This is a genomic window from Neptunitalea chrysea, assembly GCF_027924145.1.
In the GTDB taxonomy this organism is placed as follows: Bacteria; Bacteroidota; Bacteroidia; order Flavobacteriales; family Flavobacteriaceae; genus Neptunitalea; species Neptunitalea chrysea.
Window position 1 is genome coordinate 1 of the sequence record NZ_BRVP01000008.1, and the last position, 26,713, is coordinate 26,713.

The 26,713-nt window shown below is 34.2% G+C and carries 13 protein-coding genes and 1 CRISPR repeat array; of the genes, 5 read left to right on the forward strand and 8 right to left on the reverse strand.

Translation table 11 applies throughout. The features are described 5' to 3' along the window. The first annotated feature begins 701 nt into the window (after positions 1-701). Positions 702-8,753: a DUF8696 domain-containing protein gene (locus tag NBRC110019_RS06980; protein ID WP_281753563.1), complete on the forward strand. Its 8,052-nt coding sequence runs from the start codon at positions 702-704 to the stop codon at positions 8,751-8,753. Positions 8,754-8,773: 20 nt separating this feature from the next. Beyond that, complete coding sequence (locus tag NBRC110019_RS06985) at positions 8,774-9,787, forward strand: PorP/SprF family type IX secretion system membrane protein (RefSeq protein WP_281753564.1); 1,014 nt, start codon at positions 8,774-8,776, stop codon at positions 9,785-9,787. Positions 9,788-9,979: 192 nt separating this feature from the next. Next, a CRISPR array of direct repeats spans positions 9,980-11,024; the repeat unit is 47 nt; unit sequence GTTGTGAATTGCTTTCAAAATTGTACTTTTATATCAGGATTCACAGG. Between the two features lie 117 nt (positions 11,025-11,141). On the opposite strand, the gene cas2 is transcribed toward NBRC110019_RS06985, so the two are convergent. From cas2 to NBRC110019_RS07005, 4 genes are all read right to left on the reverse strand, one after another. Continuing rightward, on the reverse strand, positions 11,142-11,447 hold the full coding sequence (gene cas2, locus NBRC110019_RS06990; protein WP_281753565.1) for a CRISPR-associated endonuclease Cas2: 306 nt from the start codon (positions 11,445-11,447) through the stop codon (positions 11,142-11,144). Positions 11,448-11,546: 99 nt separating this feature from the next. Beyond that, positions 11,547-12,455, reverse strand: a complete 909-nt coding sequence (gene cas1, locus NBRC110019_RS06995) for a type II CRISPR-associated endonuclease Cas1 (protein ID WP_281753567.1) — start codon at positions 12,453-12,455, stop codon at positions 11,547-11,549. A gap of 2 nt (positions 12,456-12,457) precedes the next feature. Further along, a complete protein-coding gene (gene cas9 / locus NBRC110019_RS07000; RefSeq protein ID WP_281753568.1) occupies positions 12,458-16,888 on the reverse strand; it encodes a type II CRISPR RNA-guided endonuclease Cas9 in 4,431 nt (1,476 codons plus the stop codon). 670 nt (positions 16,889-17,558) lie between these two features. Continuing rightward, the gene (locus NBRC110019_RS07005; RefSeq protein WP_281753569.1) at positions 17,559-18,176 is read right to left on the reverse strand and encodes a YqaA family protein; all 618 of its coding nucleotides are present in this window, start codon (positions 18,174-18,176) and stop codon (positions 17,559-17,561) included. Between the two features lie 182 nt (positions 18,177-18,358). On the opposite strand from NBRC110019_RS07005, the gene NBRC110019_RS07010 reads away from it, so the two are divergent. Next, positions 18,359-18,787 (forward strand): DoxX family protein, encoded by a 429-nt coding sequence (locus NBRC110019_RS07010; RefSeq protein WP_281753571.1) that lies wholly within the window; start codon positions 18,359-18,361, stop codon positions 18,785-18,787. Positions 18,788-18,818: 31 nt separating this feature from the next. Here NBRC110019_RS07010 and NBRC110019_RS07015 read toward each other — a convergent pair whose 3' ends face one another. Further along, on the reverse strand, positions 18,819-20,477 hold the full coding sequence (locus NBRC110019_RS07015) for a sodium/sugar symporter (protein WP_281753572.1): 1,659 nt from the start codon (positions 20,475-20,477) through the stop codon (positions 18,819-18,821). A gap of 175 nt (positions 20,478-20,652) precedes the next feature. Then, a complete protein-coding gene (locus NBRC110019_RS07020; protein WP_281753573.1) occupies positions 20,653-22,500 on the reverse strand; it encodes a CocE/NonD family hydrolase in 1,848 nt (615 codons plus the stop codon). 179 nt (positions 22,501-22,679) lie between these two features. On the opposite strand from NBRC110019_RS07020, the gene NBRC110019_RS07025 reads away from it, so the two are divergent. After that, complete coding sequence (locus NBRC110019_RS07025) at positions 22,680-23,168, forward strand: hypothetical protein (RefSeq protein ID WP_281753574.1); 489 nt, start codon at positions 22,680-22,682, stop codon at positions 23,166-23,168. Continuing rightward, entirely contained in the window at positions 23,158-23,358 is a 201-nt protein-coding gene (locus NBRC110019_RS07030) for a helix-turn-helix transcriptional regulator (protein ID WP_281753575.1), read from the forward strand. Before NBRC110019_RS07025 ends, NBRC110019_RS07030 begins: the two co-directional genes overlap by 11 nt. An 89-nt stretch (positions 23,359-23,447) precedes the next feature. Here NBRC110019_RS07030 and NBRC110019_RS07035 read toward each other — a convergent pair whose 3' ends face one another. Both NBRC110019_RS07035 and tilS read right to left on the reverse strand, forming a co-directional pair. After that, complete coding sequence (locus tag NBRC110019_RS07035; RefSeq protein ID WP_281753576.1) at positions 23,448-25,397, reverse strand: protein-disulfide reductase DsbD family protein; 1,950 nt, start codon at positions 25,395-25,397, stop codon at positions 23,448-23,450. After that, positions 25,397-26,707, reverse strand: coding sequence for a tRNA lysidine(34) synthetase TilS (gene tilS, locus NBRC110019_RS07040; RefSeq protein WP_281753577.1), 1,311 nt, complete (start codon positions 26,705-26,707; stop codon positions 25,397-25,399). The genes NBRC110019_RS07035 and tilS overlap by 1 nt, the downstream gene beginning before the upstream one ends. Between the last annotated feature and the right edge of the window lie 6 nt (positions 26,708-26,713).

The window sequence follows — 26,713 nt, forward strand, 5'->3', positions numbered from 1 at the left end:
CTATAGAATGGTTTGTTTTGATACAAAGGAAAGGGTTATTATACATATATTATCATATTAAACTCCAAGATTCTTGACAGCTTTTAAATTGTAACCTTAAGAATTGTACTTTTATATCAGGATTCACAGGTCTTTACGCCAATCTTCTAACTTGTACATGATTCGGTTATCTATGGTTTCTCTATGATTTTTGATGACTATAAAATGTGCTAACTAAAAAGAAATAGTTTTTCCGATAAACATATACAAATGAAAATGTAATTATAGCATTAGGCTACATTCTTTTATAATTCAAAAGTTTCCAATACGTCTTAATTATTTTTTATACTCTTTTTGCATTTCAACAGTATAAATTGGCTATTTAAACAATCTAGAAAACATTACATAACCTACTTCACAAAAGAAAGAAAATTAGAAATTAACTAGATTCAAAATAAAAAGTCTGCTTCAAGCTTAATTTTAAATCTATATATAAAAAAGTTCTTTTTTATTATTTAAACGTTAATAAACCTTTAATAATAAAAAAACAATAATTTCATACTTAAAAAAATTAATAAATAACGAGATAAAAATCTAACTTTCATTATTATAAACCGTAAAATATACTTATAAATAAGTATTTTAGCTTCCATATACTTAACATATTTTTAAGCCCCTTTATAATAAACTAAGTGTACGTTTATAAATAAAACTAAAAAAGTATGAGAAAACCCCATAACCTGATAGTCTTATCAGCTGCTATTCTATGTTGTATTGTTATTAGTTGGTGCTACAATTTTATTAAAATAACAGATACCCCCCCTATAACTGCAAATAATAACTATAATATTAAAGAAAAACTACTTTTAACTGAATACGAGCTTAAAACCATTTTATTTGATTCACTTGTTGTTGTTTCTGTAAACTCTCCAATTCAGGATCAATGTTCAGGTACAAGTATTAGTTTTAATGCAACAGTTACTGGGGGAACTGGAACCTACTCATATCTTTGGGATTTTGGAGACGGAGATACTTCTACCCAAACAAGTCCCGCACATTCTTTTTCTCCAACTAACGGATGTGGAAGTCAAACATATACGGTTCAACTTACGGTTACGGACGGTATTGGTACTGTTGGATCTGGTACTACTACTATATCAGTACTAAAAAGACCTCATGTAGATATTGAAGACGCCGATGTGCCTTGGGATCCTTTTAGAAATTGTGATAACAATCCAACACCTAGTAACCCTAACTATACCATAAATGTTAATAATATATCTAATAGTAGTAGTTGTACTAGCAGCTACACTTTAAATTGGGGAGATGGCACTTCTAGCGTAACCAATTTATCCTATACAGATTTTCCATTAACACATACCTATACGCAACTTGGAGCCTTTGATCTTACCATTACAGCTTATGGAAGTAATGGATGTAATAGTTCTAAAACCTATGTAGTTGCTAACCAAACAAACCCAGCAGGAAGTTTAGGAACTTTAGGAAATACCACAGGGCTGTGTGCTCCCGAAACAGTTCCGTTTACCATAAGTAATTGGGAATACAACTCACCTGGAACAGAATATACTATCGATTTTGGTGATGGTGAGTCTATAACGCTACAACATCCCTTAAATACTACAGGAGATGTAGAAACCATTAATCACCTTTACACTACCTCCTCTTGTCCTGATCCAACGTTTACAGCTACTTTAACAGTAACTAATGCCTGTGACGGAACGCCTTACACCGCGGGTAATATTCAAATTAGAATTCAGCCAGAAGCAGAGTTTACAGCTCCTGCCTCCGCATGTGTAGGTACAACAGTTACATTTACGAATACTACAGAACAGGGCTTTGTGGGAAGTACTTGTTCTACCCATATGAGTGCCGAATGGGATTTTGGTGATCCCTCATCAGGGAGTAATAATACCTTTAGTTCCTCTGGTACCTCTGCCACCAATGCAACTCACGTTTTTTCGTCTCCCGGCACCTATACAGTATCATTAAGTACTACTAATTCCTGTGGCACAAGTACTTTTACCAAAGACATTTGTATTGAAGACAGTGCCCCAACCACCTCTTTCACATTAAGTTCTACTGAAGGATGTAATTCTCTAGATACCCAAGTAAGTAATACCACCTCAAGTGCAAACTCGTGTAGCGTATCTTATAATTGGTCGGTTTCCTTTAATAACACAGCTTGTGGTAATTCACCAGGAAGTAGTTATAACTATTTTTCTAACGGAAGCACCCATACAGACGAAAATCCATCATTTCATTTTCCAAACCCAGGAGAATACGAGGTTACATTAACAGCTTCTAGCTCTTGCGGAAATGCATCATATACCGAAATCGTAACGGTAAGTACTACACCCGAAGTGGTTATAAATAATATTCCGGATGTTTGTGGGGGATCATCCGCTACATTAGACCCTGCCGCTACCGTTACCAATTGCGGATTACAAACACCTACCTATTTATGGAGTTTCCCCGGAGGCTCTCCAAGTACTTCAACAGATGAAACTCCGACCAATATACTTTATAGTACGCCCGGGAATTATACCGTAACACTTGAAGTTACTAATGAATGTGGTACCACAACAGCAACCAAAGATTTTACAGTAACTCCAGAAGTTCTAGCAGATGCAGGTAGTGATGTTACTTTATGTAACTCAGAAACTGTACAACTTACCGGATCAGGATCAGGGGGTACTGATTCCAATTTTTCTTATTCATGGTCTCCTACAACCGGACTATCAAATCCTAATACAGCTACACCTATTGCAAACCCAAGTACTACCACTACCTATAACCTCATGGTTTCTAACGGAAACTGCTCTGGCTCTAGTGATGTTACTATTTATCGTAATGGTCTGGACGCAGGAAATCTGAGTTCAGATCAGACAATTTGTAGTGGAGAAACTCCAAGTACCCTAGTAGAAACCCTATCAGCTACAGGAGAAGGTACATTAACATACCAATGGCTAAATTCTGCCGATAATAGTAATTTTACAAACATTTCTGGGGCTACATCAGCAACGTATGCTCCACCTTCCCTAACAGAAACAACCTATTATAAAAGAATTGTAACCAGCAGTTTAAATGGTGTAGATTGTACCGAAGAAAATAGTGTTATTACCATATATGTAAACAGTGTTCAACCCGGACAAATAGAAGCAGATCAAACCATTTGTAGCGGCGGTACACCAAATACACTACAAACAATTACTTCAGCTATAGCCACAGGTACTGTAAGTTATCAATGGCAAAGCTCTTATGATAATGTGAACTTTACAGATATTATAGGGGCTACCTCTGAAACGTACTCCCCCCCTGCTCTTACTCAAAACACATGGTATCAACGAATCGACACTAGTACACTAAATGGTGTTACCTGTAGTGATATAACAAATGTAGTATCTGTTTCATTAACTACGCCTCCATCTATTACTGCACAACCAGAACTTTCACAAACATTGTGTGAAGGGGGTACTCCAATAGATCTTAGTATTACCACTGATGGTAGTACCTATACATACCAATGGTACAGCAATTCTTCAAATAACACCACAAGTGGAACCGCTATTTCTGGAGCAACATTAGCTACTTACACTCCAGAAACTAATGCAGTGGGAACGTTATATTATTATTGTATTGTATCGGCAAATGGTGCAGGATGTTATGATGTAAGTGATATTGCTGTAATTGAAATAATTGCAGCACCAACAATTATTCAACAACCTACATCACAAGTTATTTGTGAAGGAGATACTCCAAATACTTTTTCGGTAAACTACCAAAACGGAACAGGTACCCCTACCTATCAATGGTATAGCAACACTTCTAATGCTACCAGCGGAGGTACAGCAGTTAATGGTGCAACAGCAAGTTCTTATACTCCTCCTGCCACACTTGGTACGTTATATTATTATGTAATTCTCACCTTCCCTTCAGGTGGATGTAATACTTTAGTTTCAGATGTAGCTGAAATTACTATTTATCAAACTCCAGTAATTATATCAAGTGAAGTACAAACCATTTGTAGTGAAGATACCTTTTCAATTTCTCCTCAAAATGGTAGTGGAAATACCATTCCTACCGACACACAATACACTTGGACCACTCCAAGTGGTACTGGATTTACAGGAGGTAGCCAACAAAATACTCCTGTTGATGTAATTAGTCAACAACTTGTTAACACAACAGATGCTCCAGTAGTTTCTACATACACCGTTACTCCTGTGAATAACGGATGTACAGGAGCTACATTTACGGTTTCAATAACTGTCAATCCCAAACCTCAACTTAATAATATTCAAATCACTGAATGCTCTGAAATTGCATTTGATTATAATCCGGTATCGGGTGGTGGAAATAGTATACCAACAGGAACTACCTATACTTGGGATGCGCCTACCGTTACCGGAGGCATTACGGGAGGTACCACAGGCACAAATGCTACCTCTATAAACGGTACCTTAGAAAACCCTACGAATACTGAACAAACGGCGACTTATTTAGTTACTCCTACATTGACAAATGGAACAGAAACCTGTACAGGAACTCCTTTTAATTTTGAAGTAACCATAACTCCGGTTCCAGAAATTTCTAACTTAAGTACAGGTATTTGTAGTGGAGATACATTTATAGTTCAACCAGTAGATGTAATAGATGGTAGTGTTCCCGTAAATACAACGTATAGTTGGACTGCCCCTACTCCTATTACAGGTATTTCAGGATTAAGTGATGGATCAGGAGACACTATTACAGGCACCTTATCAAATACTACCTCAAACTCTATTACTATTACATATACCGTTACTCCTATGTATAACAACTGTATAGGAAATGATTTTACATTAGATGTTGTAGTAAGTCCAATGCCAACTGTTGATCCTATTACGGATATAACGGTATGTAATGGAGATTTGATTTCCGCAACCACATTTACTGGTACTGTTCCCGGAACAACGTATAACTGGACTAATAATATGCCTTCTATTGGTTTATCAGATAGTGGCACAAACATGACACCCGATTTTACAGCAACTAATAATGGCACAACAGCAGCCACGGCAACTATTACCGTAACACCAGAATTAAATGGATGTATAGGCTCTCCAATATCCTTCACTATCACCATCAATCCGGCTCCTTTGGCAGAATTTTCAATTCCAGATCAAACCATATGTTCAGGTACTACCAGTAATTCCGTAACCTTATCAAGCACCACGCCAAATACAACGATTAGCTGGACAGCAACAATACCATTAGGTATTACCGGTGCAACCACAAGTGGAACTACTACAATCCCCACTCAAACTTTAGTAAATAGTACAAATGCTCCAATTACCGTTACTTATATAGCAACTGCCATCACCAATGATGCAACAGCTTGTCCCGGGGCTTCATCAACCTATTCAATTATTGTAACGCCGGTTCCTTATGTAAACGATCCGCAAACCATAACAACCTGTAGTGCTTCTCCTTTAGATTTTATACCTGCAAATGGAGGAAATAACAATATCCCTACAGGAACAACTTTTACATGGAGTGCTCCCACAGGAATTGGTTTTACAGGAGGAACTGCTACTACTAGCCCACAAACATCATTAAACGAAACGCTTATTAACACAACCAATAGTACAGTAACTGCAACGTATACAATTACTCCTGAATATGGCGGATGTACAGGAGTTCCTTTTGATGTTACAGTAACCATTTATCCTGAAGCCGAAATCCCAAATACAACAATAGACCTATGTAGTGGGGAGAGCTTTTCTTTCGATCCTGCTACAGTAGCTACCATCTTACCAACAGGTACTGTTTATAGTTGGGATGCTCCTACTGGATTTGTTTCAGGAGGAACCTCAGGAACGAATGCTACTATCATTACAGGAACTTTATCAAACTCTTTAAGTACGCAACAAACAGCAACATACATTATTACTCCTATTTCTCCTGATGGAAATTGTGAGGGTGATACCTTTGAACTCTCAGTAAATGTAAATCCCGTATTTGATGTTTCATCTGTAGTTTCAGATTACAATGGTTTTGCTATAAGTTCTTCCGGCGCAAATGACGGGACTATTACCCTTACACCTACAGGAGGTACAGGTAACTATACATTCTCCTGGACGGGACCCGGAGGATATACTGCTACAGCACAAAACATTAGTAATTTAGGTCCTGGGGATTATACAGTTACTATAAGTGATGGATTGTGTACAGATATTGTACTTACATTTACACTTACAGAACCATTACCTTTAGTTATTGAAGAAATTATAGCAAATCATATAAATGTTAATTGCTATGGTGCTAATACCGGAAGTATTGAAGTTACTATTACCCAAGTTTCAATTGGCCCATTTGATTATGCACTTTATGACTCAAATGGAAATATTGTAGAAAGCGTAACCGATACCATGGTAGAAAATTATGTTTTTGACAATTTATTTGCAAACACCTATTCAGTAAGCGTAACAGATGCTAACGGTACCATAAAATATATTACTGCAATTGATGTTACACAGCCGTCGGCTCCTTTGGCTATAACTGAAACCATTACAGACTTTAACGGATTTAGTACCAGTTGTAACGGAGCACAAGATGCTGCTATTGATATTACCGTTACAGGAGGATATTCAGGATACAATTATACATGGTCAGGACCAAATGGTTTTACTTCTACACAGGAAGATATTACCAACCTTTCCCCTGGTTCTTACACTATTGACGTGATTGATAGTACAGGGGATTGTACTATAAGCGCTACCTATACAATTACAGAACCTGATGTAGTAACTTTTACAGGCATTGTTTCAAATTATAATGGATATGAAGTTGCTTGTAATGATGGTACTAGTGGAACCATTGATATTACTCCAACCGGAGGTACCGGAGTTTACACGTACACTTGGACAGGATCTGGTGGTTTTACAGCTACTACTGAAGACTTAACTAATCTTCCTGTTGGAACTTACGAAGTATTTATTACAGATAGCAACGGATGTGCTACAGCATCACAAAATTTTGTACTCACTGAGCCTACTCCTCTAAGCATTACAGAAAGCCATATAGATGTTATTTGCTACGGAGATGCTACAGGCTCTATAGATGTAACGCTTATTGGGGGTACTCCTGATACAAATGGATTATATACTTACAACTGGACTGGCCCTAATGGATTTACTTCCTCTAATGAGGATTTAACAAATATTGTAGCAGGAACGTATGATTTAATTGGCTATGACGCCAATGGTTGTCAGATAAATTTAAGTGTTACTCTTACGCAACAACCGGAAATTATTATAACTCCTAGCACAACGCCTATTAGCTGCTACGGAGCAGATGATGCCACCATATCTTTAGATATTACAGGAGGTAACCCTCCTTATGTGGTTACTTGGGCCAACTTTGCTTCAGGTACCTACCAAGATAATCTGGGCGCAGACGATTACCTTATTACTGTTACAGACGCCAGCAATTGTGTGCAAACCATTACAGTTACCATACCGCAAGCACCTATTTTTGATATTACTCCGGTAGTAGAACAAATTTCTTGTTATGGGGCTAATGATGGAAGTATTGCCTTAAATCTAGTAGGCGGGCAAGCTCCTGTAACCTTGGTTTGGAGTGATGGTTCTACCTCTGGTACTACCAGAAATAACCTTCCTCCAGGAACCTATACCGTAACCATTACAGATGCTAAACCTTGTGTAATTAACCAAACTTTTACCATAACCGAACCTGATCCATTAGTAATTACCGCTAATGTTACAGATGCTTTAGATTGTACAAATTCATTTAGTGGTATGGTAGATTTAATTGTTAGTGGTGGTATGCCTCCTTATACTTATGACTGGTCAAACGGTACAACAAATGAAGATTTAATAAATATTACCAACGGAAACTATAGTGTAGTGGTTACCGATGCAAATGGTTGTTCTGCCAATGGAGCTTACACTGTTAGCAGGCCTTCTCCATTAGTAATAGATATAACCGATGATGAAATTGTAGATTGTGATACAAAGCACGTATATCATCAATATACGGCAAGTGCCGTAGGCGGCGTTCCTCCTTATACATTCTCATGGAGCAGCGGACAAGTGTCAGGCGCTAACAACGAATATATGAGTACTTCTTTAAACAATGGTACCGTATTGGTTACTGTTACCGACGGATACGGATGTAGTGTAACAAACACTTTTACCACTACTACTTATGATATTGGCGAGGCATATTTTTTTCCAACATCATATACATACCTAACAAATGAAGTTTTTAGTATTGAAGATCCAATAACTTTTGAAAATTATTCGACTGGAGATTTTGTAAGTGTTGCATGGAACTACGGAGATGGAACCTACGCTACTTCCATCACTGGGCAACACACATATAGTACTCCTGGCACCTATGTAGTTACACTTACTATTAATTATAACTATGGTTGTCAATCTATTTATACGTACACCATTGTTGTTACAGAAGGTTACCGAGTGATGATTCCAACCGGTTTTACCCCAAATGGAGATGGAGTGAATGATTACTTTGTTCCTGCTTATATGGGAGTAACTTATCTTGAATTAAAAATATTTGATACTTGGGGAAGCCTCATTTACTATGAAAAAGGAGAAACTATTAAAGGATGGGATGGCACTTTAACCAATACCAATGCTGAAAACGGTAACTACTACTATCATATTACCGGAGAAACCTTTACTGGTAAGTCTATTAACTATGAAGGAGCCTTTACCTTATTTAAATAAACAACCTCAACCTCGTATTTATGAAAAATTATAGTCTCATTATAACCCTTTTTACCTGTCTCATAACCTACGCACAAGACCCCATATTCACAGAATATTATATGGTACCTCAAACACTAAACCCTGGAGCTACCGCATTACAAGAGTCTTCTAGTGTAGGACTTTTACACAGGTATCAATGGCCAAACTCAAAAATACCTATTAATAGTGACTATGCCTTTTACAATACCTTTTCTGAAGCTATGAATAGCGGAATTGGAGTAAATGTTTTAAGCCAAATAGAATCATTCTCACATTATCGTTTATTACAAGTAAATCTTGCCTATTCGTATAGAGTACAATTATCAAGAAATTGGTACTTTCATCCTGGTTTAGAGGTAGGATATGGCACTAAAAACTATGGTTTTCAAAATCATGTTTTAGGAGATCAATTTAATATTGATACGGGTACAATAAATGATTTTTCTATTGATCCTTTGCTACTAAATGAAAATGTTGGGTATTTTGATATTAGCGCAGGAGCCATTATCAATAATGAACAATTTTGGTTTGGACTTTCTGTAAAGCACCTCAACCGACCTCAAATTTCTTTTACAAATTACGGAAATACCTATTTAGATATGTTCTTTTCGGTAATGGCAAGTTACACCTTTGAATTTCAGGACCAACCTCGATTTATTCCCTACGATACAAAACTATTACTCTCGGCTAATTTTATGCAACAAGGAGAATATAACCGATTAGATTTGGGAATGGGTTTGAGATTTGACCCCGTTTATGCCGGTTTGGTGCTGGCTACAAACCCTAATAGCAATACAGAAAATGCTCCTATTGTCACCTCTTTAAATCCTTATTTAGGGTTTGAATATGACCATTTTAAGGTAGGCTATAGCTACGATGTTATTGTAAACGGTATGGGACAAAGTGGTGGCATTCATGAATTATCGTTAATTTACATGTTTAACCTTACAAAAGATTGTGATGGTTGCCCTGATTATTACAAAGGCCCAAAAACAAAAACGTATTTATATTAATATTCATAGTAGTTGTTTGTATTATTATAAATTACGTATTTACAAGTAATAATCTGTATTTGAAGAGTCATTAAATTAGTTTACAGTAAATTAATTCTTATTAAGAATGAAATTTAAAAAAAGGATTCAACTTTATTGTACTTTTATATCAGGATTCACAGGCTTGATGATGATAAATGGCATAACATACCAGTTGTGAATTGCTTTCAAAATTGTACTTTTATATCAGGATTCACAGGAACTTGCAGTTACGCAAGTTTATAAGTGTAGTTGTGAATTGCTTTCAAAATTGTACTTTTATATCAGGATTCACAGGGTCTGACTCATTTAAATCCCATAAGAGATTGTTGTGAATTGCTTTCAAAATTGTACTTTTATATCAGGATTCACAGGTTACTTTTAAATGTAGGTAAATGCAGCACAGTTGTGAATTGCTTTCAAAATTGTACTTTTATATCAGGATTCACAGGAGGCTAATGATGAGCTTGATGAAATACAGAGTTGTGAATTGCTTTCAAAATTGTACTTTTATATCAGGATTCACAGGGCTCAATGAGAAGTTCTACTTTACGGTTTTGTTGTGAATTGCTTTCAAAATTGTACTTTTATATCAGGATTCACAGGCCCCACCGGAATATTCTGCCTCTACATTGGGTTGTGAATTGCTTTCAAAATTGTACTTTTATATCAGGATTCACAGGTCGTTAGACAGTCTGCTAGACGAGATTGAGGTTGTGAATTGCTTTCAAAATTGTACTTTTATATCAGGATTAACAGGTTTATAAAGAGTACTTATATAAGTACTCGGTTGTGAATTGCTTTCAAAATTGTACTTTTATATCAGGATTCACAGGTTTCACCGCATCGCCATTAGTGGGGTTGGTTGTGAATTGCTTTCAAAATTGTACTTTTATATCAGGATTCACAGGGACATAGCTTATGAAGAAGAGATAAAGGATGTTGTGAATTGCTTTCAAAATTGTACTTTTATATCAGGATTCACAGGAAAAAAATAAAAAAAGAGTACCAAATAAAGGTTGTGAATTGCTTTCAAAATTGTACTTTTATATCAGGATTCACAGGAACAATATTATTGTACAATTGCATGGGCGTGTTGTGAATTGCTTTCAAAATTGTACTTTTATATCAGGATTCACAGGCAACGCTAGCTTATTGCAACAAGCTAAATTGTTGTGAATTGCTTTCAAAATTGTACTTTTATATCAGGATTCACAGGATACCACCCATAACACACTGGTATTCTGATGAATACCCTGATAATTAGGATTGAAAAATGAAGTACTTTTTAGCAATCTCTACTTACAAATTAAAGATTTTTCAATTCCTATTGCCCTTAAAAAAGTTCTAATTGTTGATTAGGAGTTTCCTTTTCTACTTCTTTTTGACAATGAAATAACTCCATCATTCCAAATTGTTTATCGGTTATTTGCATTACTCCTACTTTACCATGTTTTGGCAATGCCCTTTTTACACGTTTTGTATGTACCTCTGCATTTGCTCTACTGGCACAAAAACGTATATAAATAGAAAACTGAAACATATTAAAACCATCGTCTAATAAGTCTTTTCTAAATCGGGTAGCACGCTTTCTATCTGTGCTTGTTTCCGTTGGTAAATCAAAAAATACAAGTACCCACATACACCGGTATTGGTTTAACCTTGATAAAAAACTTTCATTCATAATTAAATTAAACCATGCTTACTTTGTTAATCTAATTTAAAACAGCATGCCTTATGTTTAAGAATATTCTGAATAAGTAGGATATAAAATTTTCCTACTACTTCCTAAAAAGCATTCGTATAACGAATTGGTAGTTCTGCTCATAGCTACCATTAAGGGGCTTTTTTTACCGTCAATTACTACATCTATAGCTGGTATACTTAATAAATCTGTTTTTATTGTTTTAGATAATTCTTCAACCTCTTCTCCACTCTTTTCTATTTCATATACCAACGCATCTACATAAATTCTATAAGGTTCCATAATATCGTCTGCTAAAGCAAACGCATTGTATTTGTTTTTATGAAAAATACCCACCGAGGGTAATAAGCCGGTACTTACTAAAGCTCTTGCAGTAACAGCTCGCAAAATGGCATATCCGTAATTTAATAAATTATTAGGAGCTACTCCTTTTTGGTTTCTACTAAACTCCGGTAAATGTGAAAATAAGTGCTGAAAATAATAAGCAGCTGCTATTGCCTCATGGTTTTCAGCATCACCACTTCTTACTTCGTTTGCCCAACGCTGCAATTTTTTAGCGTTATAACCACGCTCAATTAAATGAGCCGCCTGATTACTTATTTTAGCCGCTATGGTTTGTTGCCATAAATTCTTTTTTAATGGTATACTTGCGTTTAATTGGTACCGAAACCGCTCGGTTTGCTCACTATGGCCTGTTAATGGTTGTAAGAAACTGCAAGGCAAATGTTGTCTATCGCAACCTATTACCGCTGTTTTATTTTGAACCAACTTAGCCATTAAACCATTAGTAATGGTAATTTGCGGGTGTTCTAATACAACAAATCCTAAATCTTCTATAGGAACAGTAGCGGGAAGCTTTTCTTCCTCTGGAAAATTGACTACCAGTTGTTCGTTTTTAGTACTTAGGTAGGCAGGATTACCAAAAAAGAGAGTTCGTTTTATCATAATCAGGTTTTTGAAGTGTTACCCAATCTATCGACACTAAGTTTGACTACAAACTCTTTTTCTTTTGTAAGCTCAATTTTATTTAACTGAGTAAATTCAATCTTATTTACAATTACATCTGAAACATAATAAGGAATACAATATAGCCTACTACCTGTAAAACTTACTACCTTAAAAATCTCTTTTATTTGTTTTTTTTTTAAGTCATTAAAATCAATCTCGATATTATTTATCTGTTCATCTTTTGTAGGTACATATACCAAATCATTAGGTGAAAGGTGAAATAATAATTTGCTACCTTTTTCATCTATTTCTGGTACTGAGCTTAGCCCTTGTTTCTGTCTTTCTATAACTATGTTTAAAGGTATTGTATTGTAAACTCGTTTTTGTTTTTTTTCATCCCAATACAATCCAAAAAATAAGTTAGTTCCTTTAGCAGCTTCAACATATTTATCTTTTTTATTACCCTTATAGCCAACCTTGAATTTGCTACCTGCCTCAAAAACTCTAACTTTTAGTATTGGTTCGTGTAATTTTCCATCATTATACTGAATAATATTTTTATTCATATCTTCAATACCCTCTGCTGAGAATGCCAATTCTGGATGTTCTGCCAGTACCTTCTTTTTAATCAGTTCTTTTCTTTTTGAAATTACTTCAGAAATACTATCTTCTTTTAGTTCAATACTAGGTTCATCATAATTTTTCAGATGATTAATTAATATTTTTTGTATCCCTGTATCAGTTATATTTCCTATACTATTAGTGGTAAAAGTAGCGTCTATATTTTTCCTGGTAGCAGTAAGAATTTTTCCTTTAGGTACTTTTATTCTCGGTAAATTAACCAACCCTGATACTGTTTCTTTGTGCATTGGTTTTCTTATAGCCCAGTTAGTACCTTTCTGCTTAACCATTATTTTTTTTCCGTTTTCAATTTTTTCATAATAATTGGTAGCCTTATTAATTACCCGAAGATTCTGCTTAAAACTTACTACAATTTCCTCTAGCTCATTTTTTGCATCAACAGTAAAATGACTCCAAGGCTTTTTAAAAGTTTTAAACCTATCTCTAAAGTTCCCTGTATTATCCTGCCATTTTTCTTTGTTCATTAGCTTGTGTTTTAAATCATACCTTTGATTGGTTGATTTTGCATATTCATTGTTTAATAAATTAACATGGTCTTTGGTAGCACAGGCAATAACCAAGGCATCTAAAGCATGGTGACGGTGGTCTATTCGTTTTTTATTAAAACCTTTTGATAGCTCTAAAGGCACAGTAGGTAAAAATTTCTGATGATTTTTATTCCAAGAAGTAAAATCATTACTATTTGTTAATTCATTCATTCTCTCAAACCGAGGTAAAATCAATTCATTCCATTTATCATTTAATCCCCAATCTTGTTTTAATCTAGTTGTTATTTTACCGTTAACCGGAACAACTTTTTTAGAGTTTATGCCTTCGTCATCTTTTTCAGTTCTAACAATATTAGACAATAAGCCAGATATAAATTTGCTAATGTAACGAGTGTCATTCAATTGCCGTTCAATCATCTTTTCAGGAATTTCTTCTAGCAACAGCTTATTTTTCTTAGCTCTATTTTTAGAATAATTTTCTTTAACAAATGTTATATATGCTTCTTCCAATAAAATTTCTCTTTCACCCAAACTCGTAGTAACTTTTTGCCCGTAATGGTTTTTAATAAACTCTAAACCAAGTTGTTTATCTTTCAAACTATTCACCTCTGCTTCACATATCACTTTGTTACTAAAACTATCATCAAAATACCTACTTTGAGGAATGATATGTTCTATTTGATAAGCAGCAGTAAATAATTTACCCAATGGAATAATCTCTCCTGTATAGGGTGATCTATATTTCTGCTCTAACCAAAGTTTATAGCGTTGAATTTCTGACTTTGTAGGTTGTGGACTTCTACTAATCTTTTCAATTTCAGCAGGAATTTCTATACCAGAATTAAGCACTCCGTCTTCATATATCTTTAATGCCTCTTGCTGCATGGGCGAATATGGCCTTACACTTTCTACTGATTTGTCATTTATCAATTCGGCAAGCATCGTTTTAATGCGCAAATTAGTATTCTCATTTTCTGTAATTTTACTAGATAAACTTTTACGTTTATCTGCCGGATTTTTCATATCTCTGCCTAGTTCAATATGAATTTCATCAAAATAATCCTTTACACCGTTACCGTATTGCTTCCATATATCTTTTACAACTCTAAGTGTTTCCGTTACAACTTGCTCTACAATAGGATTTCTTAAAGAGTGCTGTTTAAAATATGCTAAGTAGTTCTCCAAATCTGCAACAGAATTCCATTTTTCTGCTAGATTGGCTTCTGAATGGCGGTCATAAACAATGTATTGAGCTAGCCATAATTGTAATCCCTGAAAATGATTTTCTTTTGTTAAACCAATTGCCTTTTCTCTTACTCTATTTTTAATTTCTTCATCAAACTCTCCACTAATAATTTTATCAATCCGCTTTTTTGTTTCCTTGTCAATAATATCCCAATTCCAGTATTTCCCAATTCTCATTAACGGCAATAGTTTTTTTATTGCTTTCTCAGAATACCTACCATAATCACTATCAAAAGGTTTAAACTTTATAAAATTTTCTGTAAAGGAAACTTCGTCTAAATTATATTTATTAGCAAAAGATTTCAATGCTTTTTCAAATTCAATTTTATCGGTAACCGAATAAATGATATGCCATAAATGCTGTTCTACTTCACGTATAAGGAAATGTTCTGAAACATTTTCTACTTTACTTAATCTTCTCCTAATCTCATACCCAGTCTCATTCATCGGGTATTTTTTAGATTCATCTTTTTCAGCATCATATATGTAGTTCCAACGATATTTTCCTATTTCTTTTAGTATTTCTGTTTTTAAAGCTCTGGCTTTTGCATTAGGAAACTTTTCTCTTACTATTGGTTCAATAAAATAAGTAAGAACATCTATATGACCAACCTCTTTTTGGTTCATCAAAAACTCAAAAACATTTTCTAAATCTTCAGCCCCTTTAATAAATTGAATTGTTACATCTTTATCGTCTTCTTTGGCATAAATTTTCAAGTTATACAACCACTGCCAAACCCTAAATTCCTGATAATAAGGATTCGATTTTGGAATAGCTTTTAGGTATAATACTTGTTCGCTTCCATCTTTATCTGTATAAGTTCTAAATTCTAATGAACAGTTTCCAATAGATGATTTTTGACTTTTTAATGGGCGTTGATAGAAGATAATATCATTTAAAAACAAATGAATAAAATCGCGTTTACTTAATTGTAATTGATGTGCTTCATTGCTTCTATACAATTCACGTATACAATCACTGTATAAGTCATTAGTAAATAATTCGGGTTGTAGTTCTATTTGCTTTTGTAGAATTCGATTTAATTCATATTTATAAAACTTACGCTCAATAGTTCTTACTAACTGTCCCTTTATTTTTTGTTTAGGGTTGTTTAATAAATTCTTGTAAATATATACTCCAACAGTGGTATCAGATTGATGTATATCCTGTTCAGTTTTCTTTTTAATTAAAGTCCAATCATCTTCTTTTGGTGCTCTAAAACTTCTTTTTTCTTCACCTTCTTTATTAATTTTTACAGATCCATCATCATTTATATCAGTTGTTACAATAAAATCTTTAATCTTATCTTTCCAATCAGATAAATCGGTTTTACTAGATCTTCTATAGACCCAACCATTTTCTAAAGTTAATGAATACCATATTTCTCCTTTTCTATTTGGTTCTTCATCTGCTCTTACATCAATAACTTTTAGAGAATAAAATTCTACTAGTTTATTAGGATTCTCTTCTTCCTCTTCGCCACGTAATTGATAATACCCTCGCTTCTGATTAAAATTAAGGATAATCCAAGCTAATTCTTCTTTATCAATTTTATGCGACAATGCTTTTTTACGTAAATAGTAAATAGTCCAGTCGTAAGGAATTTTAACACCATGTCCGTTTGCCTTAAAATCGGCTACCATTTCGGCAAAAGAATTCCGAAACAAAAATACAAGCTTACCTTCATCATTTTCTTTCCATGCTAATTTAGGCTCAGTTCCTTTTAAAAATTGTCCGAAACGTTTTTCAAAATCAATTTGTGTAGCATAATGTTTAGGAAGAAAGTCTAGACTATTAAGAACTCGGTGCAATCGTTCTCTACGAAGAAGTTGCCTTTCTCGTAACCTCCTTACGCCTCTATAACCCGTTCTTTCAGCAGTTTGAGAAATGGAATTTCCTTTCCCAAAGTCTCCTAAAATATCTTGACTCATTGGGATAATTCTACTTCCCATACCCAAAATATTTCCTTGCTTATTTTCAAAATCTTGTTCAATCAAAGACCAACCTATAGAATTAGTACCAAGGTCTAAACCTAATATCTTTTTTACCTCCATTTTTTAATCAAATTTATCTAACGATTTTAAATATAATAATTAATATATATTCATATTTATGGGAAACCGTAATGATAGTTAACTAATTTTTTATATCTTTACTATACAATTTTGAAAGCAATTCACAATAAGGATTATTCCGTTGTGAAAACATTTAGCGCCTCGACTATCTTCGGGGCTTTTTATTTTCTGTTAAATTCTCCATTGTAGCCTCCGCCTCAACAAATTAAAGTAGACCAATCACTATAGTGTTCAATATTTTTAAGCTCAACTAACACAGTAGCTTTAAGAATTATGTTTTTTTATACCTATAAATATTAACTATAAAAATAACAATTTCATGTTAAAAAAGAACTACTCAATTATGAGTAATATAAATAAGATGGGGTGTTACAATGATTTCATACAGCATCATTAATCTTTCTCCTCACAACCTAATATTTCACAATACCCATAAAAATACTCTCGAAAACAATTCAACCTTTCTTACAAAGCATTCATTACACAATCATTAGCCTCTCCATCGGGTAAAAGCAGTTGTAGTGGTTTAAACAAACAATGAATTTGTATTACATCTGAAGAAATAAATAGCCATGATACCATTTTTATAAATAGTACTTATATCAATTTTAAACACTATCACATATTAGCTTTATGTTATAAAGTATCGTTACATAACCCCAAAAATGGCCACTCCGTACACTAAAAAACGTACAAAACGTAACAATCCAAAAGCCAAGTAACTTTTAAAAGGAAACTTAATTATACCCGCTGCCATACTAGACAAGGCAAAAGGCAATGGTAGCGTTGCTCCTACTATAATCAAGAGACCTCCCCATTTACGCATATTTTTAATGTGTTTTGACATAGAACCTTCCAGATAATTAAATACGCTTGGAATATTAGCAATACTACGTCCCATAGCATACGAGATAATACCTCCTGTATAGGATAAGGTAGCTAAAGCTGCTAAGTACAAATATGGGTGCGCTAACTTACTAGACCATGCAATAAATATTTCAGGAGGAATAAGTCCTAAGATACTCTCTGAAGCAAAAAACATACCCAACACCCCTAATGGTGGAAAATGCTCTGTGGCATAGGCCAGGGCATCGTTAATGTCTATCACAAAAAAATGCACACACACTAATGCAATAATAAAAATAACTATAGGTATAATTGCCTTGTAGATACTTTTACCAACAAAAGAGTAAAAGCCTGTATAGGAGTAATATTGATGTAAAAGCCTTAATCGGCTTTTTCTAGTGGTATTCGATTTGGTATTCATAGCAGCATTTTTTACAAAAATAGCAGCTATATGTACGTACCACAACTCTAAAATGGTAAGAATACGTTAATGTTTTTTCATTTTTAATAATTTGAAACCTACCCTTACTCTGTAATATGATACCTTTAGAAAACTCTTTAATTACAACGTAAAAGAATAAAAAAACGTATATATATTTAAATATGAAAAAATATACAGAAACAAACATTTGGCAAAACATCTTGCGTATACTATTAGGTGCTTTTATGATATTAGCCGCCATAGGACATATGACGGTACAACGGGAAGAATTTCAGGCGCAGGTACCTAATTGGGTACCGCTTTCTAAAGATTTTGTTGTAATAGCCTCAGGAGTTATTGAACTTCTATTAGGATTAGTAATGGTATTCTTATATCAATACAAAGTATACGTAGGCTTAGCACTGGCTATCTTCTATGTACTCATTTTTCCTGGTAATATTGCTCAGTATCTAAAACATACCAATGCCTTTGGGTTAAATACAGACAAGGCTCGGCTAATTCGATTATTCTTTCAACCAGTTTTAATACTTTGGGCACTTTGGTCTACAGGAGCTTTAAAAGTGCTTATACAAAAAAAGCCGAATCAATAATTCGGCTTTTCAATATATTTTATAGGTAAGCTTATTTAGCGCTCCAGAACATAGCGTATAAGAAAGCTAAAATAATCATTACAGCAAATGCTCCAATATTAAATACGCTTCCTGTTTTAAACAGTCCGCCACCTAAACTAATTCCTTTAGGACTATCTTCTCCTTTACCTTCAGATAAACTTACTATAACAATAATTAACATCGTTAAAACTGCCGTTAATCCCATTTGGTTCATAAATGGCAAGTCTAATAATAACGGATTAGAAATATTGGCCATATTTGGTATTTTAAAGTAAAACGCAATCGGAATAGAAGCTAATACCCCAACAATAGCACCTTTGTTAGTTGCTTTCTTCCAGAATAATCCTAATAAGAATACCGCTAAAATACCTGGGCTTACAATACCCGTATACTCTTGTATAAACTGGAATGCCTGATCGATACCCCCTAATAACGGAGCCATAAAACAACCAATAACCAAAGCAGCAGCAGCAGAAATTCTACCCACATTTACGGTAGTTCTGTCATTTGCATTTGGGTTAATATATTGCTTATAAATATCCATTGTAAATATGGTAGATGTAGAGTTAAGCATAGATGCTAAAGAAGATACAACCGCAGCAGCTAATGCAGCAAAAGCCACCCCTTTAAGTCCTACTGGTAAAAACTGTAGTAACCATGGGTATGCTTTATCAGCATGTTGCATATCAGGCAAATTACTCGTTCCTAAATGCCCTAGTTTTGCTAACATTTCTGGGTCGTTGGCAATTACATAAGCAGCAATACCAGGAATAACTACTACAAAAGGAATTAATAACTTTAAGAACGCCGCCATTAAAATACCTCTTTGAGATTCTTGTAATGATTTAGCCGCTAAAGTTCTTTGAATAATATATTGGTTAAAGCCCCAATAGTATAAGTTGGCAACCCACATACCTCCTACTAATACCCAAATACCCGGTAAATCACTGTATCCTTTATGGGTTTCATCAAGTATCATGGCAAAATGATCTGGAGCCCTTTCGGTAATAATCTCAAATCCTTTTACTATTCCTTCACCATCAGCAACCGTATTTAACGCCAAATAAGTGGTTATAATACCCCCTAAGACTAAGAATACTACCTGTATAACATCTGTCCATGCTACAGCAGATAAACCTCCGTATAAAGAGTAAGCAGCAGCAAATAATGCCAAACCTATTACTCCATACATTAAAGGAACTCCCATAATTGTTTGTATAGCTAATGCTCCTAAGTATAATACAGAAGCAAGGTTTACAAACACATATAACCCAATCCAGAAAACGGCCAAAATGGTTTTTAAGTTTGTAGAATATCTTTTCTCTATAAACTCAGGAATGGTATATAATCCTTTCTGAATGAAAATTGGCAAAAAGTATTTCCCAACAATAATTAACGTTAGGGCTGCCATCCACTCATAAGAGGCTATGGCTAATCCGGTTGCAAAACCAGATCCCGACATTCCAATAAATTGTTCTGCAGAAATATTCGCCGCGATTAGTGAAGCTCCAATTGCCCACCATGGTAATGATTTACTTGCTAAGAAATAATCTTCGGCATTACGCTCCTTATCTTTCTTTCCTCTAGATACAAACAAACCAACTCCAAGAATTAATATTGCGTATCCTATAAACACAACATAATCCCAAAAATCAAAAGATGAACTCATAAATATAATTTAGTTAGTATAGTTAGATAATTTATTTGAATTGTAAATGTAATTATTTTGACAAAATTAACCCTCTAAATTTGTCATATTCTGAAACTGAATACTGAAAAATTAACGAACTTAAAACAAACACTTATTAAGCATGTGTATAATGACTTAAATTTCAATAGGTTGATTACATTTTTAGAATATTAAATTCAATTGTTGACATATTATAGACTCTATGTGTCTGCTTTTTAAAATCTTCTGGTTTTGCCTTGTAGATATTCTTAACAAAAGTTTGCGGATTCATATCAATTAACGGAAACCATGAACTTTGTATTTGTACTTGAATCTTATGTCCTTTTTTAAAAGTATGTAGTACATCTTGTAGTTTTATGTTAACCTCCTCTACCTTGTTTGGTTGAAAGGGCTCAGGAGTTTCAAAACTATTTCTAAAACGACCTCTCATTACCTCACTTCTCACCATCATATGATAATTACTCATTTTTAAATAATCTTGTGTTTCTTCGAAGTCTTCTGCATATTCCGGAAATACATCAATAACCTTCACAATCCAATCAGCATCGGTTCCGGTGGTAGACACTTTTAATTTTGCCATAATATCTCCGGCTAGGGTAACATCTTCCCCCAATACTTCTGTTTCAAAAACCAACACATCTGGTCTTCTTGCAGCAAAGCGCTGATCATCGGTCATATATTTTCTTGGGGTAAACACAAACTTAATATCTTCAGAATAGGGTACCGGCTTTTTAGGATCGCTCACAAACTCAGCAAACGAAAATTCGCGTGTCATTACTTTTGACAAACGCTCATTAGCCTCTAAACCTAAAACTTCTTTATTCGTATTTACAGGTGGCCATGTATCAAATTGTTTCCATTCATTTAATCCTGTATCATACATATACGCTTCTGGTAACTCTGACTTTCCTTTACCATTATCTTTTAAAAAATGGCGGAAAAACTTACTCTGGATATTTCCTTGAAAAAATGCCGAAATACTATCTCCAAAGTATACATTACCAATAGCCTGCCTTCCATGTTTTCTTGCCCAGTCACCATGGCTCCATGGTCCCAATACTATCGTATTGTATATCTTCTTATTTTTTTCAACCTGAGCATAGGAGTTCAATGGTCCGTATAAATCTTCTGCATCAAACCACCCTCCTACAAACATTACTGCGGGCTTTTCAGGTAGTTTATCTAAATACTGTACCAATCCTCTCGATTTCCAAAAGGTATCGTAATTAGGATGATCTTTTATTTGCTCATAAAATACATTCTCTTTAGAATCATACGCATCTAAGGTTGATAGTGGCATATGATCTAAAAAAAACTGATATTGATCCTTTGCCTTTACATCAGGAAATTTATACCAAGATTTTGTTGTAGGTTGGTCTTTCATATACCCAAACAATCCGGTAATTCTCCAATAACTCAATAAGAAAGCTCCATTATGGTGAAAATCATCAAAAAAGAAATCGCCAATACATGCTTGTGGAGAAACTGCTTTTAAAGCCGGATGCCCCGATAGCAAGGAATAAGAAGCATAAAATCCGGGATAAGAAATTCCCCATGTACCTACATTGCCATTATTGTTAGCAACATTTTTTACCAGCCAGTCTATGGTATCATACGTATCGGAAGCTTCATCTACTTCTTTCCCTTTCTTGTTAGGGATATAAGCTCGCATGTTATCATAAACGCCTTCACTATTCCAACGCCCACGTACATCCTGATATACTACAATATACCCCTCTTTCATCATTCCTTCATCCGGACCAATTGATTTTTTAAATTTATCTGGTCCATAAGGCCTGCAACTGTACGGAGTACGCTGCATTATTATCGGATATTTTTTGCTGGTATCTTTTGGACTGTAAATTGTGGTATGTAAGTGTATACCATCTCTCATTTTAATAGAGACCTCCTGCTTTGTGTAATGTTCTTTTACCACATACTCTTGTGCCTGAGATACATAGACACAAAAAAGCAGTAAAACCAAGTATCTTAGCTTCATCATATTTGTTTGTTTGCTAGCCTAAATATATTTCTAATTATCAAAAACACCTTCACTTAAACTAAAATTAACATTTACCATATTCAAAAAGACAAAAAAACTATATAAAAAGTAAAATAAACTTTACTTTTAGATAAAAATACATTACTTTTGAACATCATTAATTAAAAAACATCATATTTATGAAAACACGTTATTTATTTCCACACCGATACAAAAACTTCGGTTGGATTTTGTTTGGGGTATCTATTGTGCTAGGCATCATGATGCACATTACAAATGATTTATTTGACGGAGATTCTTTAATCGTTCCTTTTTTAGCTATTTACAATGATCCGTTTTTAGGAAGTGACGGAGGACAATTCTTTCAAATTATTAAAACTGGTATTTTTGATGAGCTATTAATTACCGGAATTATTTTTGGAGGGGTTTTGGTAGGCTTTTCTAAACTTAAGATTGAAGATGAATTTACCAGTAAATTACGTTCCGAATCACTTATATGGGCATTTTACGTTACCTCTATTCTTAATGTATTAATTTCGTTATTTATTTACGGAGGTATCTACCTTACCTTTCTGGTATACAATTTATTCTTTCAATTAATCTTCTTTATCATAAGATTCCATTATGTACTGTACAAATCCAATAAAGAAATGAGTTATGAAGAATAATATAAAAGTACAAAGAGCCATAAAGGATGTTACTCAGGCGCAGTTAGCTGAAATTATTAATGTTAGTCGTCAAACCATTAATGCCATGGAAAAAGGTAAGTATGTACCCTCTACGGTGTTAGCTTTAAAACTAGCTCAGTTTTTTGAAGTATCTGTAGAGACTATTTTTCAACTAGAAGAAACCGATTAATCGTTATATTCAGTTCATTCATCAATCAAAAAACGTCCTATTCCAAACCCAGAATAGGACGTTTTCAATATATAAGCTATTGTTATTCTTTATCTTTCAGAGTTCGTTACCCCTTCTTTTAACCATTCCAAATAAGCTTCTAAAGGCTCATATTGCATTGGCTTGTTTAGATACTCAAAATCAGTAGTCATTAACATATAATATGGTTGAGACGTAGTTTTAAAGTTAATATAACGCATTGTAGACCATTTATCTCCTACCGTTTCTATTTCCTTTACACTACCATTATCATACTCATACTTAAATTGTTCGTTCTCTGGTAATTTCATTCTATCGTCGGTATACAAAGAGATAATTACAATTCTATCTTTTAATATTTTATTTACCTCTGGGTCTGTCCAAATTAACTCTTCTACCTTTCTACAGTTTACACAAGCCCATCCTGTAAAGTCAAGCATTACTAATTTATCATGTTCTTTAGCATATGCTAAACCTTCATCTAAATCTTGGAAAACAGTTAAATCACTTTCTTCGCCTTTATCTTTAAAAATTGAATAGAACGATGGTGGTGGAAAACCACTTAACATCTGTAATTTATTAACTCCAAATAAACCTAATGCCAAATAAACAGCAAAAACTCCTGTAACAATCCCCAACCCTATTCTTCCTTTAGAAATCTTTCCTTTTCCATCATGCGGAAATCTATATACACCAAATATATAAAGTGTTAGCAGTACAAATATCACTACCCAGATACCTACAAATATTTCACGTTTTAAAATACCCCAGTGCATTACTAAATCTGCATTAGATAAAAACTTAAGTGCAAACGCCAATTCTAAGAATCCTAATACCACCTTCGTTGTGGTCATCCAACCACCCGATTTTGGTAACGATTTTAGCATATTAGGGAACAATGCGAAAAATGCAAACGGTAACGCCAAGGCTAAACCAAAGGCTCCCATACCAACTGTTAGCAACATAGCACCTCCGTCAGATGCTAAAGAACCTGCTAGCAATGATCCTAAAATAGGTCCAGTACACGAAAAAGAAACAATGGCTAAAGTTACTGCCATAAAGAAAATACCAACTATTCCTCCGACACTTGAGGCATTGTCCATTTTATTAGACCATGATGTTGGCAACGTAATTTCATAATACCCGAAAAATGAAAATGCAAAAAATAAGAAGATGACAAAAAATGCCGTATTCAAAATTGCATTCGTAGAGATATTCCCAAGCACATCCGGATTCATACTATCTATAACATGAAAAGGAACACTTAACAATAAATAGATTAATACAATAAAAAAGCCATATAGAAAAGCATTAGCTTTTCCCTTACTCGATTTCTCGTTACGCTTTGTAAAAAATGATACTGTTAAAGGTATAATAGGAAAAACACATGGGGTTAATAAAGCTATAAATCCACCTATGAAGCCCAATACAAAAACTTCCCAATAACTTTTTTCTTTTTGTGCTCCTTCTAAATAATGTGTATTTTTAGCCACAAACTCAAGTTTATCCGCTTCCTCTATATCATGTTGTGTCAATTCCTTTTTCTTTACCTCAGCCTTTTGTCCTGTTAGTGAAAAAGCAAAATCCTCAGACCCATTAATACATACCAATTTACATACTTGGTAATCAAGCTTACCGTAAATAGCTTTAATATCTCCCTTTAATAAATGTACGCGTTGTTTAACGAATAGTTCATCTTTAAAAAAGGTTTCATCAACCTCAAAAATATCGTTGTATTCCGTATACGTATCTCCTTCTTCTGCAATACCTACCAACTCATAATCCGTTCCTAAATTTTCAAATTTAATAGTCATTGGAAGCGACCCACCCTCTTTTGTAAACTGAGAATATACGTGCCAATCACGCTCTATGGTTGCTTTAAAAATTAAATTGAAATCGGTATCTGAAATCTTTTCTACCTTATAGAACCACTTTACCGGTTCGTTCATTTCCTGGTTCCCTAGCTGTGCAAATCCGGATATTCCGGTTAATAGAAGTAGTACTACTAATAATTTTCTCATTACGATTGCAGTTGTATTTTTAAAATTGATGTTGTTATGTTGGTTACACTAAAACGCTGATCGGCTCGCTTTCCTATAATCCAAATGATATCTGTTCCTGAACATAAAAGCCATTGAGTATCTTTGTCGATTACAGAATATTTTTCGTCTTTGTAAAACTTGCTCACCTTCTTCTTTCCACGCATTCCAAATGGATAAAAATAGTCTCCGTTTTCTCGTTTCCTTACAATAAGCGGCAAATTTAACTTTTCTCTATCAACATATATAATAGATTCCCCTCTTTCTTGCATTTCATTTACCATTTCTATAGTTAAATTTAAGGGTTCATTAATTATAGATGGTAATTTATTGAAGCTATATACGACTTCCGATTCATAACTTAAAGGTCGTAATAACAAATTGTTTTGATGTTTGCTTAATTCGTGTGAATCCGATACAATCTTTTTACCCGTTTCACCCTTCAGTAAATTTTCTAAATCTTTCCAAGCTGTAAATCCATACCCTTTAAACAGCTCGTACAAATAAGCTGATAATGGTGTCAAATCTTGTAAAAAAGCAATTGATATTTTAAACACATCCTCCTCTTCTTTCACAAATAATCTAGCCTTCACCTCCGCTATCTGTGTTTCTAAAATTTCTTTGGTTCCTGTTAAAAACGTTTGTGTTTTTATAAAATTGTTCAAAAAGTTAGGATGTAACTCTTCTAAAAGCGGCACTATATGATGTCGTATGTTATTCCTTAAGTACTTATCAGATGCATTACTACTATCATCTCTCCATTTTATACTCTGCTCTTTTGCATAAGTTAAAATGGTCTCTCTTGAAAATGGCAATAATGGACGAATCACTTTATTATTCACTTCAGGTATTCCCGAAAGTCCTTCAATACCCGTACCCCTTGAAAGATTTATTAAAAAAGTTTCTAACCTATCATTAGCATGATGGGCAATTACAATAGTATCTAAGTAATGTGCTTCGCATAATTCATAAAACCAATTATATCGTAATTCTCTAGCAGCTAATTGCGTATTCAGTCCTTTTTCATTCGCATATTGTAGCGTATCAAAACGAACTGTAAAAAATGGGAAGTCATAAAATTCAGCTACTTCTTTTACCTGTTTTTCATCCCCATCACTCTCCTCTCCACGTAGTTGAAAATTACAATGAGCCACATAAACTTTTACATGAAGTTGCTTGAAAAGATGTAACAACACCATACTATCTACTCCTCCACTTACCGCAAGCAGTAGTTTTTTCTGAAATACATCAGGAAACGTTTTTAAAATGTGATGTTTAAATTCGCTGAACATACGTCA